General features: G+C 40.7%; 12 protein-coding genes and 1 riboswitch. Of the genes, 10 read left to right on the top strand and 2 right to left on the bottom strand.

What is annotated here, in order from left to right:
* Positions 1–452: 452 nt before the first annotated feature.
* The 9 genes from purR (at position 453) to C9J12_RS08405 (ending at position 10,603) form a co-directional block, all read left to right on the top strand.
* The gene (gene purR / locus C9J12_RS08445) at positions 453–1,457 is read left to right on the top strand and encodes an HTH-type transcriptional repressor PurR (RefSeq protein ID WP_107242293.1); all 1,005 of its coding nucleotides are present in this window, start codon (positions 453–455) and stop codon (positions 1,455–1,457) included.
* 230 nt (positions 1,458–1,687) lie between these two features.
* Positions 1,688–1,793, top strand: a riboswitch (cyclic di-GMP riboswitch).
* A gap of 120 nt (positions 1,794–1,913) precedes the next feature.
* Positions 1,914–2,504, top strand: coding sequence for a TfoX/Sxy family DNA transformation protein (locus tag C9J12_RS08440; RefSeq protein ID WP_107242292.1), 591 nt, complete (start codon positions 1,914–1,916; stop codon positions 2,502–2,504).
* A 446-nt stretch (positions 2,505–2,950) separates the two neighbouring features.
* Positions 2,951–3,304, top strand: a complete 354-nt coding sequence (locus C9J12_RS08435) for a hypothetical protein (protein WP_011218803.1) — start codon at positions 2,951–2,953, stop codon at positions 3,302–3,304.
* Positions 3,305–3,414: 110 nt separating this feature from the next.
* The gene (locus tag C9J12_RS08430; protein WP_107242290.1) at positions 3,415–4,014 is read left to right on the top strand and encodes a carboxymuconolactone decarboxylase family protein; all 600 of its coding nucleotides are present in this window, start codon (positions 3,415–3,417) and stop codon (positions 4,012–4,014) included.
* Positions 4,015–4,022: 8 nt separating this feature from the next.
* The gene (locus C9J12_RS08425) at positions 4,023–6,242 is read left to right on the top strand and encodes an FAD-dependent oxidoreductase (protein ID WP_107242289.1); all 2,220 of its coding nucleotides are present in this window, start codon (positions 4,023–4,025) and stop codon (positions 6,240–6,242) included.
* Between the two features lie 22 nt (positions 6,243–6,264).
* Positions 6,265–7,473, top strand: coding sequence for an ABC transporter substrate-binding protein (locus C9J12_RS08420; RefSeq protein WP_107242288.1), 1,209 nt, complete (start codon positions 6,265–6,267; stop codon positions 7,471–7,473).
* A gap of 125 nt (positions 7,474–7,598) precedes the next feature.
* Positions 7,599–9,356 carry an ABC transporter permease gene (locus C9J12_RS08415; protein WP_107242287.1) on the top strand — a complete coding sequence of 586 codons (1,758 nt, stop codon included), beginning with the start codon at positions 7,599–7,601 and terminating at the stop codon, positions 9,354–9,356.
* Positions 9,322–9,981, top strand: a complete 660-nt coding sequence (locus C9J12_RS08410; RefSeq protein ID WP_107242286.1) for an ATP-binding cassette domain-containing protein — start codon at positions 9,322–9,324, stop codon at positions 9,979–9,981. Before C9J12_RS08415 ends, C9J12_RS08410 begins: the two co-directional genes overlap by 35 nt.
* The gene (locus tag C9J12_RS08405; RefSeq protein WP_107242285.1) at positions 9,974–10,603 is read left to right on the top strand and encodes a CDP-alcohol phosphatidyltransferase family protein; all 630 of its coding nucleotides are present in this window, start codon (positions 9,974–9,976) and stop codon (positions 10,601–10,603) included. The genes C9J12_RS08410 and C9J12_RS08405 overlap by 8 nt, the downstream gene beginning before the upstream one ends.
* Positions 10,604–10,757: 154 nt before the next feature.
* Here C9J12_RS08405 and C9J12_RS08400 read toward each other — a convergent pair whose 3' ends face one another.
* Positions 10,758–11,825 carry a zinc-binding alcohol dehydrogenase family protein gene (locus C9J12_RS08400; protein ID WP_107242284.1) on the bottom strand — a complete coding sequence of 356 codons (1,068 nt, stop codon included), beginning with the start codon at positions 11,823–11,825 and terminating at the stop codon, positions 10,758–10,760.
* A 186-nt stretch (positions 11,826–12,011) separates the two neighbouring features.
* Here C9J12_RS08400 and C9J12_RS08395 point away from each other — a divergent pair, with 186 nt between their 5' ends.
* Positions 12,012–12,665, top strand: a complete 654-nt coding sequence (locus C9J12_RS08395) for a LysR family transcriptional regulator (protein ID WP_227876303.1) — start codon at positions 12,012–12,014, stop codon at positions 12,663–12,665.
* An 85-nt stretch (positions 12,666–12,750) separates the two neighbouring features.
* Here the strand turns inward: C9J12_RS08395 and C9J12_RS30950 are convergent, their stop codons facing one another.
* Complete coding sequence (locus tag C9J12_RS30950; protein WP_193944651.1) at positions 12,751–14,802, bottom strand: hypothetical protein; 2,052 nt, start codon at positions 14,800–14,802, stop codon at positions 12,751–12,753.
* Positions 14,803–14,828: the final 26 nt, after the last annotated feature.

Below are 14,828 nucleotides of genomic sequence, written 5' to 3'. Positions count from 1 at the left end.
CATCATATATTTAAGTTACCTCACGGTGCTCGTTTCAGCGACAGTGAGGTAACTTAGGTATTTTAGGCTTACATTTCAGATCGCCGCTATTGATCGTTACCGACAGTAAACAGCATATATACAAATAAACTCATAATGGGCATTTATAAAATAACGGTTATTACCATGCATACCTGTTGAAATTGCATTAATTTTGTTGATACCTATCAAGTAATTTATTCTTGAGAGCCAGAAAAGTTGCACTGTGCGCTACACTCAGTAAAATGTGAGCGCAAGCGATTAAATAATGTAACATACAAATTTTATGATGAAGCCGCGAGTTTTAATATGCGGCTTTTTTACGTTTAAGTACCAAATTGAATAAATAGACAGGTGTCCTCTTGCTACTTATTCAATTTGGTACTGCTCAAGTAGCATTCAGATCTCTGACTACAATTATTAGAAGAATAAATATGGCAACGATTAAAGATGTTGCACGTATGGCTGGTGTGTCGACCACAACTGTCTCTCACGTGATAAACAAAACCCGCTTTGTGGCAGAAGCAACTCAGAAAAAAGTATTGGCTGCAGTAGATGACCTTAACTACGCACCAAGTGCTGTCGCACGAAGCTTGAAATGTAACACAACAAGAACCATCGGAATGTTGGTTACAAAGTCAACTAACCCATTTTTCGCAGAAGTGATTCATGGTGTTGAAGAGTATTGCTATGGCGCTGGTTACACGCTGATTCTTTGTAATACTGAAGGTAATCTTGTTAAGCAACGAGATTACCTACGCATGCTTGCTGAAAAGCGTGTAGATGGCTTGCTCGTAATGTGTTCAGATCTTGATCAAGATCTACTTGATTTACTTGCTCGGAAAAGTGATTTACCAATGGTAATCATGGATTGGGGCCCAGAAAGTCCGCTAACAGATAAGATTCAAGACAATGCTGAACAAGGTGGCTATGTAGCGACCAAGCACTTTATTGATAATGGTCACGAAAAGATTGGCTGCCTGTCAGGTCATAGCGAAAAATCTACGTGTCGTGAACGCTTAAAAGGCTTCAATAAAGCAATGGCTGAAGCAAACATCACTGTTAATAACAACTGGATTATTGATGGTGATTTTGAGTGCGAGTCTGCCGTTGAAGCCGCAAATCAGTACATCGCAATGAAAGATCGTCCAACTGCTATTTTTTGTTTCAACGACATCATGGCAATGGCGTTAATAAGTACATTTGAACAAGCTGGAGTGCGTGTACCAGATGACATTTCTGTTATTGGTTACGATAATATTGACTTAGCGCCGTATTTTTCACCACCATTAACGACGATCCACCAACCAAAACGACGTTTAGGTAAGACTGCCATTGAGATCTTGATGGAACGAGTGAAAGATAAAAATCATGAACGTCGTGTTTTTGAAATGAACCCAGAATTGGTGATTCGTAAGTCTGTCAAAGACTTAAATTAAAATAAACCACACAAAAAACAGTGATACTTGATTCATAATAAACCGATAAGTTAATACTTGTCGGTTTTTTTTTAATTAAAATAATCTCTATAAAAAGAAGGTTACAATCTGAATCAAGTGCTTTTTGTTCATAAAAATGAAATAATGTACTGAAGCAACATCACATTTACGAAGTTTCCAAACCGGAACAAACGGGAACAAATTTACTATCTACGTTACAATCGTTATGTCACGAAACAAGGCAAACTATTCGAAAGAATAGGACGCAAAGCTTCCGACCTAAAAGGTATTATTTATGTCTTAAATAATAAACCTCATGGTAGCGGGGTTGCCGATGGATTAAAAAAAGTTTTGTCATAAATTTTACATACTTTTGACACAAATTATCTGTAGTTTGATAATTTGGATTCCTCGCTCTGATGTTAGGTGACTCATGGCATATCACCGAGAAGAAGCATGGATAAACCAGTACTAAAAGACGCACTAAAAATATTTGATTGTTTTGAGAGTGTTAAATCACGCTCAATGTTTGGTGGCTTTGGCATTTTTGCGGGTGAAACAATGTTTGCTCTTGTAGTAAACGATAAACTTCACCTTCGTGCGAATGCTGATAATGAAGAAGAATTTAAAAAATCGGGGCTAGAACCATACGTTTATAAAAAGCGTGGGTTTCCGGTTGTCACTAAACACTACGCCATTCCTGATGAGTGGTGGAATGATACAACCAAAATAATTTTGCAAGCTCAAGGGTCTTTGACCGCTGCTGAAAAAGATAAAGAGGCCAAAAGTAACACTGGTCCGAATCGTATTAAAGACCTTCCAAACTTACGTTTAGCTAATGAACGTATGTTAAAAAAAGCAGGCATATGTACGATTGACGATCTTTTTGATGCAGGGGCGCTTAGAGCGTATCAAGCTTTGCAAGATAATCATCAGAATTCATTAAGTATTGAATTATTATGGGCATTAGAAGGGGCAATAAGTGGGCAACACTGGTCTGTTATTACAGAGCAGCGCCGTACTGAATTGTTATCTGCATTGTCTTAATCTAGATATACTTTATCGAATGAAATTAAAAGAGGCGTTTACGCCTCTTTTTTATGGCTATAACGTAGTATTTGTCTCATCTAATCATTCCCTCTCCAACCTAGTACACTAGCGCACAAGCATGATGTTTTATATCAAACACTGTCCATTTTTCAATGTGTGGAAAATCCAGTGAACATCACATTTAAGACGACATTATTTACGTCAAAATTAAGTCAATAAATCACAAACATTGAAGCGACTCACAAAGCTGCTCATAAAAGCAGCTACAGGTTTTCATTCAGCACAGATACTTGTAAAATTACTGCGCATTCTATCAGAATGAATCTGAAGCTTAGGTTAATGACATTACATATACAACCAGCGCTGACACTCAAAATGGTTCATCAACAACACTGAGAAACGCAATGTCTTGTGCAAACCCTTTTACAGGGCAAGAAAGTCACATGTTTAAAGATAAGTTTTGTAAGTGGCCAAAGCTGCTACGCTTTCTTGTTTTTATCAGCCTAATACCGCCTTTAGGTATGTTCTATCTGGTATACAGTAACCTTGCTCCTGCCTACCTGTTAAATGAAACACTTACGATTGTAGGTTCCTTTAATCTTATATTGCTTACTTGGGGTTTATTACTAAAGATTAGAGCGAAGAAATATTGGTATCGAAGTTACCATATTGGAAAAACAATGCTTTTAGCATTAATTCCAATTTTAGCGTGTGGTTATCTACTTGCGACCGATCAAAACGCGCCTCGTGTTGCTCAGCAAGTTAAAACCCAATATGTAGAAATTTCCATCAACTAAACGTTTTTTAAGATATTTTTAGCATTTATTGAAATATTTTCGTAGGGTTCTCGGTCTTTGTTGTTAGTTTGGTATAAAAACCATATTTACAACTTTGATAAGGGCCACTAGTGCGTATTTCAACCAAGAAAAATTACTCATTTCTCATCAAGCCACTACTTTGGCTTCAAAAGCGTCATTATGGTGAAGTCTTAAACCCAGCCCTACTTTGGGGGCGCAAGCCTGCACTCTTTTGGCTCGTCGCGGGTTTCTTCGGCGTTCTAGATCGTAAATCATCCCCTATTACTCCCGTTATCCGTTCATTAGTCTGCGTGCGTGTTTCACAATTGAATGACTGCACCTTCTGTGTTGATGTCAACGGAATGAAACTTGCTGAACGCTGTGATTCGGTTGATAAAATCAAAGCGTTAGCACAGTGGCGACACAGCGATCAATTTTCTGAGCAAGAACGTATAGTGCTTACTTATGTTGAAGCGATGACGATCACAGGTCAGAAAGTTACTGAAGAAATGCTTAACGACTTAAAGCTGTCGTTTGATGAAGATACTATTGTTGAATTAACAGCCTTGGTAGCTTTTCAAAATCTATCCGCAAAATTTAATACTGCACTCGATGTACCTGCACAAGGTTTTTGCTCACTACCAATACAAATGGATGATAGCAACACACCGTCAACGTCGACACAAACTGAACGTGACTCAAACAGCTGAGGTGTTTCATGGATAGAAAAAAAGTCGTACTGCTTGTCACATTAATGATCCTTATCGGGCTTTGGTTTGCATTTGATCTAAGCCAATACTTCACTCTTGAACAAGCTAAGGCACAGCAATTAGCGCTACAAGATACAATTGCCGAAAAGCCATTTTTATCAAGTCTCGTTTACTTTGCGGTTTACATTCTTGTCACTGCCCTATCGTTACCGGGTGCTGCAATAATGACGCTACTTGGTGCCGCTCTGTTTGGTTTTTGGTGGAGCCTATTATTAATCTCTTTCGCGAGTACTATCGGCGCAACGTTAGCCTTTTTATTCAGTCGTTTTATATTACGCGATTGGGTACAAGCTAAATTCGGTAACAGAATTGCCCCAATCAATGCAGGCATTGAAAAAGATGGTCCTTTTTATCTTTTCACACTGCGTTTAATTCCTGTGTTCCCATTCTTTTTGGTGAACTTACTTATGGGGTTAACACCCATTAGTACACGTATGTTCTATTTAGTCAGTCAACTCGGCATGCTGGCAGGCACTGCGGTGTACATTAATGCGGGTACACAGCTTGGTGAAATTGAATCACTAAGCGGGATTATTTCAGCCCCTGTTTTAGTGTCTCTTGCTCTTCTGGGCCTTTTTCCTTTAATAGCGAAATTCATTATGAATATCATTACTCAACGTCGTGTATACGCCAATTGGAAACGTCCTGAAAAATTCGACCAAAATATGGTGGTGATTGGTGCAGGCGCAGGTGGTTTAGTGAGTTCTTATATTGCTGCGGCTGTTAAAGCTGAAGTTACGCTTATTGAACGCCATAAAATGGGGGGAGATTGCCTCAATACAGGGTGTGTACCTTCCAAAGCCATTATTCGTGCAGCCCATACCATGGCAGAGATTTCTCGAGCTCATGAGTTTGGTATTACTACCGATAAGCCTCAGGTTAACTTTGAAAAAGTGATGTCACGTATTCATAACGTGATCGATAAAATTGAACCGCATGACTCTGTAGAGCGTTACTCTTCATTGGGGGTTAACTGCATTTCGGGTGAAGCTCAGATTCTGTCACCGTGGGAAGTTGAGGTTAACGGTCAACGTATTACAACGCGTAACATTGTGATCGCGACAGGTGCTCGTCCACTTGTTCCAGGTATCCCTGGCTTACAAGATGTTAATTATTTAACGTCTGATTCTATCTGGTCGTTAAAAGTACAACCGAAGAAGTTACTTGTATTAGGTGGTGGCCCTATTGGTTGCGAACTTGCCCAAAGCTTTAGCCGTTTAGGCAGTGACGTTACCTTGGTTGAAATGGCAGAGCAACTGCTCATTCGTGAAGATACCGACGCATCTCTGCTCGTTAAAGAGAGCATGCACAAAGATGGGGTTGATATTAAACTCAACCACAAAGCCACACGCTTTGAATCTATTGCAGCAGAAGACGGAACACGTATTCAACGGGCGTACCTAGAATACAATGGTGAAGAAGTTATCGTTGAATTTGATGCTGTAATGTTGGCGTTAGGTCGTGTAGCAAACGTTCAAGGGTTTGGTCTTGAAGAACTTGGTATTACAACCACGCAACGTGGCACTGTTGATGTTAATGATTATCTACAGACTAAATACCCTAACATTTACGCTGTAGGCGATGTAGCAGGGCCTTTCCAGCTAACGCATGCCGCAGCTCACCAAGCATGGTACGCTGCTGTTAATGGGTTATTTGGGCAGTTTAAGAAATTTAAAGCCGATTATTCTGTATTGCCGGCAGCAACTTATACGGCACCTGAAGTCGCTCGGGTGGGTATTAATGAAAAAGAAGCTGAAAACCTCAATATTGAATTTGACGTAACACGCTATGGTATCGATGATCTTGACCGCGCCATTACTGATGGTGAAGATTATGGCTTTGTAAAAGTGATTACGCCTAAAGGTAAAGATAAGATTTTAGGCGTCACGATTGTAGGCAATAATGCGGGTGAACTATTAGCTGAATTTACCCTAGCCATGCGCCACGGGCTGGGCTTGAACAAAATACTCGGTACTATTCACCCTTACCCTACGATGAGTGAAGCCAATAAATATACTGCCGGCGTTTGGAAACAAGCCAATGCGCCACAGACATTGCTCGCTTGGGTAAAGAAATACCATACTTGGATGCGTAATGATAAAAGCCAAAAAATAACGCAACCGACAGCACCAAACACACAAGCTAAGCTCGAAGAAGAGCAGCATTAAGCGAATAAGGATATTCTGAAAAATGAAAAAACTAACAACAGCTTTGGGGTTAACGTTCGCGTTAGCCTCTGGCTTTTTTGCATCGAACTTTGCATATGCTGAACAGCAAACAAGTACCTATTCATCAGAAATAGTAAAAAAGTGGCAGCAAATACAAAGTAAAGCCGACGGACAAACAGTCTACTTTAACGCGTGGGGTGGAAGCCAAGAAATAAATGCCTACTTGCGCTGGGCAGCCAAAGAACTAAAGTCTCGTTACAACGTCACGCTAAAACATGTCAAAGTCGCTGATATTGCTGAAACAACACAACGTTTAGTAGCAGAAAAAACAGCAGGAAAAAATAGTGACGGCAGCGTCGATATGGTATGGATTAATGGTGAAAATTTCCGTTCAATGAAGCTCGGCAATCTACTTTATGGTCCTTTTGTGGAGCAACTGCCTAACTGGGAGTTAGTTGATAAACGACTTCCCGTTTTTAAAGACTTTACCGAATCGACTGATGGGCTTGAAGCTCCTTGGGGGGTTGGGCAGCTTGTCTTTATTCACGATAAGCAAACGTTAAATAATCCACCGCAAAGTTTTGCTGAACTATTAAGCCTTGCTAAAGCATTTCCCGGTAAGGTGAGTTACCCTCAACCACCAGAATTTCACGGTAGTAGTTTCTTAAAAGCCGCTTTAATTGAATTAACTGACAACAAGCCAGCGCTCTATCAACCGCTAGATATTCAAAAAGATAAAATTCTTTTTGATAACGTTACTGCCCCTTTATGGCAATATCTTGATCAACTTCACCCTGTTGCTTGGCAGCAAGGTAAACGCTTCCCATCAGGCACGACTGAAACGATCCAATTACTTGATGATAGACAATTATTGCTCGCACTCACATTCAACCCTAATGCGGCAAATGCAGCCATTGAACACGGTACACTCACAGAAACCGCTCAAGCTTATGCTTTCAAGCAAGGAGCATTGTCTAATATTCACTTTTTAGCGGTACCTTGGAATTCATCAGCTAAAGAAGGTGCACAAGTTGCCATTAACTTTTTATTAAGTCCAGAAGCTCAAACGCGTAAAGCTGATACCAGCATATGGGGCGATCCATCGGTATTAAAAGAAGAGTCGCTTGAAAATGGAAGCCATGGGTTTTCACTGTTTCAACCCATTGCTGAACCCCACCCAAGTTGGTTAACAGCCATAGAGCAAGAATGGCAACGCCGTTACGGTCACTAATAAAATCGAGGTGTCAGAACATAACGTTCGGCACCTCAAATTCACTATAATGAAAGGGTAATAAATCGGTTTATGCTGTCTTTTTCTCTGTATAACATTGTTGCTAGTAAGGCTTCGGAAAACACATGATTCGTTTGCTGTACTTAGTGACAATATTTATTTGCGCTTTACCTTTAATACCCGGTGTATTGGGTATTGTACTGCCTGCTTTTTCTTGGTTACCTGCCCTTGGTTTAAACACACCGAACTTTTCTGCTTTTAATACTGCTTTTCAATGGTCGGGGCTTTCTCAGTCAATTTTTTTAACGCTGTTTACGGGTATTGGCAGTACTGTACTCGCGATAACGCTTTGCTTTTTTATTCTTCGGGCTAATTGGAATAGCCCTCGCTGGCAACGTATCGAGCACTTAATTGCCCCTATGCTGGCATTACCTCATGTCGCATTTGCTATTGGCTTTGCTTTTACCTTTGCGCCTACAGGCTGGCTATTCAGATTACTCGAAAGTATCGGTATAGATACATCGTCGGCTTTTACCCTTATTCAAGATCCTTACGGCATAGGGCTATTATTCGCGCTCGCGATAAAAGAGACCCCTTTTTTACTCTTAATGAGTGTGTCTGTTTTACACCAAATACGTGTTAATCAATTGCAAGCCGTCGCAGCAGGCTTAGGTTATAACCATAATGAAAGCTGGTTAAAAGTCGTATTACCGCAATGGCTTCCTAAGATGCGTATGCCTATTTACGCCGTATTGGCGTACGGGTTATCAGTTGTCGATATTGCGTTAATTCTTGGCCCTACACGCCCCCCTACACTCGCAGTTTTAGTTTGGCAGTGGTTTAACGAACCTGATTTACTTTTAATTACCCGAGCAGCCGTCGGTGCGTTACTTCTTCTTACTGTTTCTTTCAGTGTTTTAGCACTTGCACGTACTATTGAGTGGTTTGCATTTGATATAAAACGTGAATGGCAGATTTCTGGCGCTTTTCGCCCTCAGGCTACAACTCCCCTCACGACCAAAAGCAATAAAAGAAAGAGACACACAGGCATAAGTGGACGACTGCATTGGCCATTTTTCATTGTACCGATTGTGGTTGTTCCCGTTTTACTGCTTTGGTCTTTTGCTCAACGCTGGCGTTTTCCTGATCCACTACCAAGTCGGTACAGTGCACGCTTTTGGCTACAAGAAAGTAATACACTGATTGAACTCGCCACCAGCAGTGCAATGCTGGCTTGTATTAGTGCTTGTCTGGCTTTGATTTTAGCCATTGGTTGTCTTGAATACCGGCAAAAGTATCAACGTGGGCTGCCTACGTGGTTAATTGCTTTACCAATGGTTATTCCTCAACTCTCTATTTTATTTGGTATGCAAATATCAACCTATTTCATTTCAGGTCAATACTATTGGTTTTGGGTAATATGGAGCCACGTGCTATTTGCTTTCCCGTATTTATACCTGTCTTTAGATGGCCCATGGCGCAGCTATGATATCCGGCTCGATCAATCAGCCCGTAGCTTAGGCATGAATGCATGGGCGACGTGGTGGAAAGTAAAACGCCCTCTCATGATGCCTGCTATTTGGTTAGCTATCGCTGTCGGCATGAGCGTAAGTCTTGCGCAATACCTGCCAACACAAATTTTAGGTGCTGGACGTATTTCTACCTTAACCACTGAAGCTGTCGCTTTAGCCAGTGGGCAAGATCGTCGCGTCAGTGCTGTTTACGGTTTACTTCAAGGGTTATTACCTTTGATTTTCTTCACTTTGGCACTGATTGCCAGTCGTTATTCGGGTAACTTTTCCCGTCGTACACAATCGATTAAACGACAAACACGGAGTACCAACACGGATGACCTTATCTGTGGAAAACCTCACTATAAATAACGCTAATATACCGCTTATTTCTTCTATCAACTTCAATGTTAATAACGGTGAAGTGATGACATTAATGGGGCCAAGCGGCTGCGGTAAATCTAGCTTATTAAGTGCTATAGCTGGTCATTTAAGTCCAGTATTCACCTTAGAAGGTCAAATACAGCTTAATAATACGATCATGAATGATCTTGAACCCGACCAGCGTCAAATTGGGATCTTATTTCAAGATGATTTGCTATTTCCTCATCTAAACGTGTGGGAAAATTTAGCCTTTGGACTACCCCGAACGATCACAGGATCAAACAGAAAGAACGAAGCAATTCAGACTCTGACACGCATAGGATTACACGATATCGCCTTTAACATGCCTAACGAAATATCGGGAGGACAACGCGCAAGAATCAGTTTAATGCGAACATTACTAGCAAAGCCAAAAGCGGTTTTGTTAGATGAACCCTTTAGTAAACTCGATAAAGCCTTACGCATTGAATTCAGGCTTTTTGTTTTTGAGCAAATTAAGAAGCAGAATATTCCCGCATTAATGGTGACACATGACGATGACGATATCCCTGAAAATGGACTGGTTTTACGCTGGCCATGGAACGACAATGATCGAGGGTTAGCCAATGCTTGATCGCTATGCTGTTAAAGTTATTCGTTGGCCGCTTAAAACACTGGCAGCCCTACCCGATAAACTCGGGATTACAGCTAACCAAGTAACGTTAACCGGCTTTTTAATTGGCTTACTTGCCTTACCATCCCTTATGCTGCAAGAGTATTATTGGGCACTTACATTCATCGTTATCAATCGAATATTTGATGGTTTAGACGGTGCTATTGCACGTCGGCAAGGCATTACAGATTGCGGTGGGTTTCTCGATATTACATTAGATTTTCTATTTTATTCGATGGTGCCATTTGGCTTTGTATTAGCAGACCCCAGTGCAAACGCCGTTGCTGGTGCGTTCTTGATATTTTCGTTTATTGGTACTGGCTCAAGTTTTCTATCTTTTGCCATAATGGCTGGAAAGCGAAACATCGAAAGCCCTATTTATAAGCAAAAATCTTTGTACTACATCGGAGGATTAACGGAAGGCACAGAAACCATTGCCTGCTTTGTACTGTTCTGCTTATTCCCACAATACTTTGCAATCATCGCATGGGTGTACGGCACATTATGCTGGATCACAACGGCTACACGTATCTGGGCGGGTTATCACACCTTGAAAGATACACCTGAAATAGAAGTTAATTAATAATAATCAAACCAAGTAACTAATTAACTAATAAATTAAAATGGCAAGGCAGAATGATTACTCGCTAGAGTATAAGATCATCCACCTTGCCGTTTTATAATTATGTATTCTTTCAATGCTGCAAGCGTATAGACCAAATAGGAAACAAAGTAGATTAGAAGCCTTCTAGAACCACTTTACCGATTGACTTACCTGATTCTATGTAAGCATGCGCTTTTATAAGGTTTTCAGCATTTATCTTGCCAAAATTCTGCCCTAGAGTTGTGACTAACTCACCATCATCAATCAATGAAGAGACTGCGTTTAATAACTGGCGCTGCTTATCCATATCAGCCGTTTGGAACATTGAACGTGTAAACATTAACTCCCAGTGAAGTGATAACGACTTACGCTTCAACTTCATAATGTCTATCGGTTCTTGGGGATCATCGATCAGTGCCAATTGCCCTTGAGGTGCAAGTGCTTCGACAATCTCATCAAAATGTTTATCTGTGTGTGTAAGACTAATGACATGCGTAACATCGCTGATTCCAATGCGTGCCAGCTCTTCTGTGAGTGATTTCGAATGGTTGATTACATAATCAGCGCCAAGGCTTGTTACCCATGCTTGGCTTTCTTTACGTGAAGCAGTACCAATCACTGTCGCATTCGTTAACTTAACCGCTAATTGCGTTAAAATTGAACCTACACCACCAGATGCACCCACGATCAGTAGACGAGTGTCTGTCGATTTATTTGCTTCATTGGAAGATTGGTCTGAAGCCGCATGGTTAATCACGTTAAATCCAAGGAGATCAAACCCAAGGCGATCAAACAGCAGCTCCCAAGCCGTAATTGCCGTTAACGGTAAGGCTGCGGCTTCTGTATTAGATAATGTTAATGGCTGCTTACCTACAATGCGTTCATCCACAAGATGGTATTCAGCATTGGTACCTTGACGCGTAATATCACCGGCATACCATACTTTATCACCCACCTTATAGTGCTCTACATCATCACCAATCGCGACAATTTCACCGACAGCATCCCAACCTAAAATTTTATGTTCACCTTCATTCGGTTGAGCATTACGACGAATTTTAGTATCGACAGGGTTAACCGAGATCGCATTAACGTTAACCAATACATCTCGCCCTGTTGCCGTCGGCATCGGTAACTCGATATCTAATAGTGCATCTGGTTGATCAATGGCTTTCGCTTCTAAGTATCCGATGGCTTTCATGGCTATTCTCTTTAATGTTTGAGGGCTATACCCAAGTTACCTCATGGTGCTCATTTCAGCGACCTGCATCTTGAGGTGCCTTAGGTATATATTATTGTTAAAGCAATAATAGAAGAGAATGACCTAATTAAAAACAGTATAATGATTTAAACTTTTTCAAAATAATATTGATAATAGGTGTCTACCATGAATACAGCAGACCTTGAGCTTTTTGTGCGAACCGCCGATATCGGTAATATTACTGCCGCTGCAGTGCAGCTCAACATTAGCCCAGCGGCAGCGAGTGCCGCCCTCAAACGACTTGAAAAACAATTGGGCACCGAACTCTTTATTCGTTCGACACGTCAGTTACGTATTACCGCTGAAGGTGAGCGTTTTTTACTTCATTGCCGCCAAGCACTGAATTCGCTGGATGATGCCAAAGCATCAATTTCGGAAATGAAGGGAGAAATAGCGGGTGAAGTGCGTTTATCTGTTTCTTCTGATTTAGGCCGTAATCTTATTTTACCGTGGTTAGACGAAGTCATGGATAACAACCCTAAACTCAGTTTTCAACTCAGTATTGGTGATTCGCTGGCTGACTTCTATATGGATAAAGTCGATGTTGCCCTACGTTATGGGCAGCCTGAAGATTCAACAATGGTCGCGTTTAAATTAGCCACAGTCGACCGTGTAATTTGCGCTTCACCTGACTATATTGCGGCATATGGCTCACCGAATAAACCTGAAGATTTACTGCAACATAATTGTTTGTTGTATCAACTAGGCAGCAAAACGTATAACCAGTGGGAGCTGTTAAGTAAAAACAGTGACGATACGATCTCGAACACTGATGTGTAGCGCGGCTAGCGATATGAACAAGAAACTCTAGGAAAATGAGCATTTATTTTTTTGCTCAATTACCTAGAGTTTTACAGCCTAATGATTAAATAGGTTGAAAAGATATGTTAGCGGAAGAACCTGAAGAAGATGTAGGTTTAACAGCAATCCATTTTTCAGACCCATCGACCGTGGCATTATTTATACATATCGTCCCTAATGGGATCTTAGTTAAGTCAATACTAGCCTTCAGATTAGCAGCAGTATCACTTGGTGGTAACCCAGGAGTATTCCAATATTCGAAAACCCCTTGAATTATATTTGTGTTAGCATTTAAAGGAATCAGAGTAGGATCACCATTCGGTTCGTAACCAATTGGCTCATCGAAACCTTCAAAAGTCCCATCAACACGATGATAGCAATGTGATTCTTTACCATCAGGACCTGCATTCGCGTATCTAACAGCATTTCTAGCATTGCCATTGTTTATGTGTTTATTGTCGCATCGCCACCTTTTACAGCCATTAGCCATATAAATATCGTCAAAAACACCGGGGGATACATACCCGTTCCCGCTAAAAAAGTTATCCAATACAACGACATCTACGCCACCAGAGCCAACCACACCTTGCTGCTGGTTTGCTAGAATCTGATTCCCTAAAACCGATATATGATCTATTGGCTTTCCTACTGCTCCGACCTCATGACCAATCCAAATGCCACGTTTATTGTGATTTATTTTTAATCCGGAGATGATTTTTTTTGATGTATTCCTACCTGATTTTTCAATGTAGATTGCTGCTTCAGTGTTATTACAAACTTCACCACTTAAAAAGCTCAAGTTCGATGCACCATTATCCCTAATCCCGTACGTGTTCATCTGAAAGTTTAATCGAGTAAATGTGATGTATTCGCAGTAGTTATCAACAAAAAGGCCGCTTACATTTCCAGCTCCACGAAGATTATCAAAATCATAACTACGCTCAACAAAAGTTAATTTACCAAGGTAAATACCATTAACCCGGCAATTATTTGAAAGTATGTCGGAGACTTCTATATTCTCAAACTCTCCAGTATGGTTAACGTCATCACCATTTAGGTAAGGATTTACTACATCACAACGAACTAAAAGCCCTGAACCCAACAAGTTATCATTGGTTGGGGATTGGTTTTTTTTATTGCCATCAACAGTAAACCCTTTCCACTTAACGTTCGCTATTTTTCTAACCTGATATTGTGCATAAAAGTCCAACACTGGGGCGTTTAGACCATCTTTAGCTTTAAAGTGGCAACTGGTATCCATTGAAGCAAATGCACGTCCTTTTACTGTGTCGCCAATAAGGTATTTGCGGCCACCAGCAACGTTTCCATAAAACTGCTTATCTTCGAAAAAATTCAAACAAGCTTGTACTGCTGCATGATCTTCATGAACAAGATCGCCGTAAGCACCTGTCATTTCTGGAGTAAGCATATTACCTAATAACGGTTTTAAAACGGCAAACAAACTTGGTGATGCTGAAATTTGAATGGAAAAATCTGAGGCTTCAGGGTTTTGAGTAATTTCCCAATCACAAACGACATCGGTGTTATAGAAATATGTTCTAACTTTATTCCCTTCTATAAAAGATGGGTATCTTGTCATTTCGTCAACTGAATGTAACTCAACCTTTTGATAACGAAACGTTACAAGAGCACCTTCAACTTGAGCTGATAGGTTTGTTAAATTAGAAACAGTTCCACTAGAAATTGGATCCATCAAGCATGGGTTGCCGTCAACAACAATATGAGTTATTGGCATACCGTCAACGGTATCTTCTTTCGCTGGTATTTCAGAACCATTTTCTATATTTTCCCCATGAAGATATGGAAATACTCGCGCGTTGTATCCTAGAGACTGCTCTAATTGCTTTCTGGATCTGGCTAACAATTGCAAATAACTAAATGCTTTCTCAAGGTGGTCATCATTCTCAGGGTCAAACGCTATCCCCTGAGACGTAAGCATATTCTGAAACTCAGCTATAACATGGTTAAACCAATCGGCGCCTGGGTAACTAGGGACGTTGTTCTCGCCTGTTTCAGTAAACCAACCAGGCGCACCAGATATTGGCTTACTGCCTGGGCGTTTCGTATCTTGACTGCCATTTTGTAAAGGATGCATTGCTAAACTCCAATTTTCAAACTTGT

Origin of the sequence: Photobacterium frigidiphilum (assembly GCF_003025615.1) — a bacterium.
GTDB lineage: Bacteria > Pseudomonadota > Gammaproteobacteria > Enterobacterales > Vibrionaceae > Photobacterium > Photobacterium frigidiphilum.
The sequence above is the reverse complement of the archived record's forward strand: the minus strand, read 5'-3'. Positions and strand labels throughout refer to the sequence as shown.

What these genes read in the sequence shown, in the direction of transcription:
- C9J12_RS08415 (WP_107242287.1), top strand. Translation starts at nt 7,599, where the DNA reads ATGATTCGTTTGCTGTACTTAGTGACAATATTTATTTGCGCTTTACCT.
- C9J12_RS08440 (WP_107242292.1), top strand. Translation starts at nt 1,914, where the DNA reads ATGGATAAACCAGTACTAAAAGACGCACTAAAAATATTTGATTGTTTT.
- C9J12_RS08420 (WP_107242288.1), top strand. Translation starts at nt 6,265, where the DNA reads ATGAAAAAACTAACAACAGCTTTGGGGTTAACGTTCGCGTTAGCCTCT.
- C9J12_RS08410 (WP_107242286.1), top strand. Translation starts at nt 9,322, where the DNA reads ATGACCTTATCTGTGGAAAACCTCACTATAAATAACGCTAATATACCG.
- C9J12_RS08405 (WP_107242285.1), top strand. Translation starts at nt 9,974, where the DNA reads ATGCTTGATCGCTATGCTGTTAAAGTTATTCGTTGGCCGCTTAAAACA.
- C9J12_RS30950 (WP_193944651.1), bottom strand. Translation starts at nt 14,802, where the DNA reads ATGCATCCTTTACAAAATGGCAGTCAAGATACGAAACGCCCAGGCAGT.
- C9J12_RS08435 (WP_011218803.1), top strand. Translation starts at nt 2,951, where the DNA reads ATGTTTAAAGATAAGTTTTGTAAGTGGCCAAAGCTGCTACGCTTTCTT.
- C9J12_RS08400 (WP_107242284.1), bottom strand. Translation starts at nt 11,825, where the DNA reads ATGAAAGCCATCGGATACTTAGAAGCGAAAGCCATTGATCAACCAGAT.
- purR (WP_107242293.1), top strand. Translation starts at nt 453, where the DNA reads ATGGCAACGATTAAAGATGTTGCACGTATGGCTGGTGTGTCGACCACA.
- C9J12_RS08425 (WP_107242289.1), top strand. Translation starts at nt 4,023, where the DNA reads ATGGATAGAAAAAAAGTCGTACTGCTTGTCACATTAATGATCCTTATC.
- C9J12_RS08395 (WP_227876303.1), top strand. Translation starts at nt 12,012, where the DNA reads ATGAATACAGCAGACCTTGAGCTTTTTGTGCGAACCGCCGATATCGGT.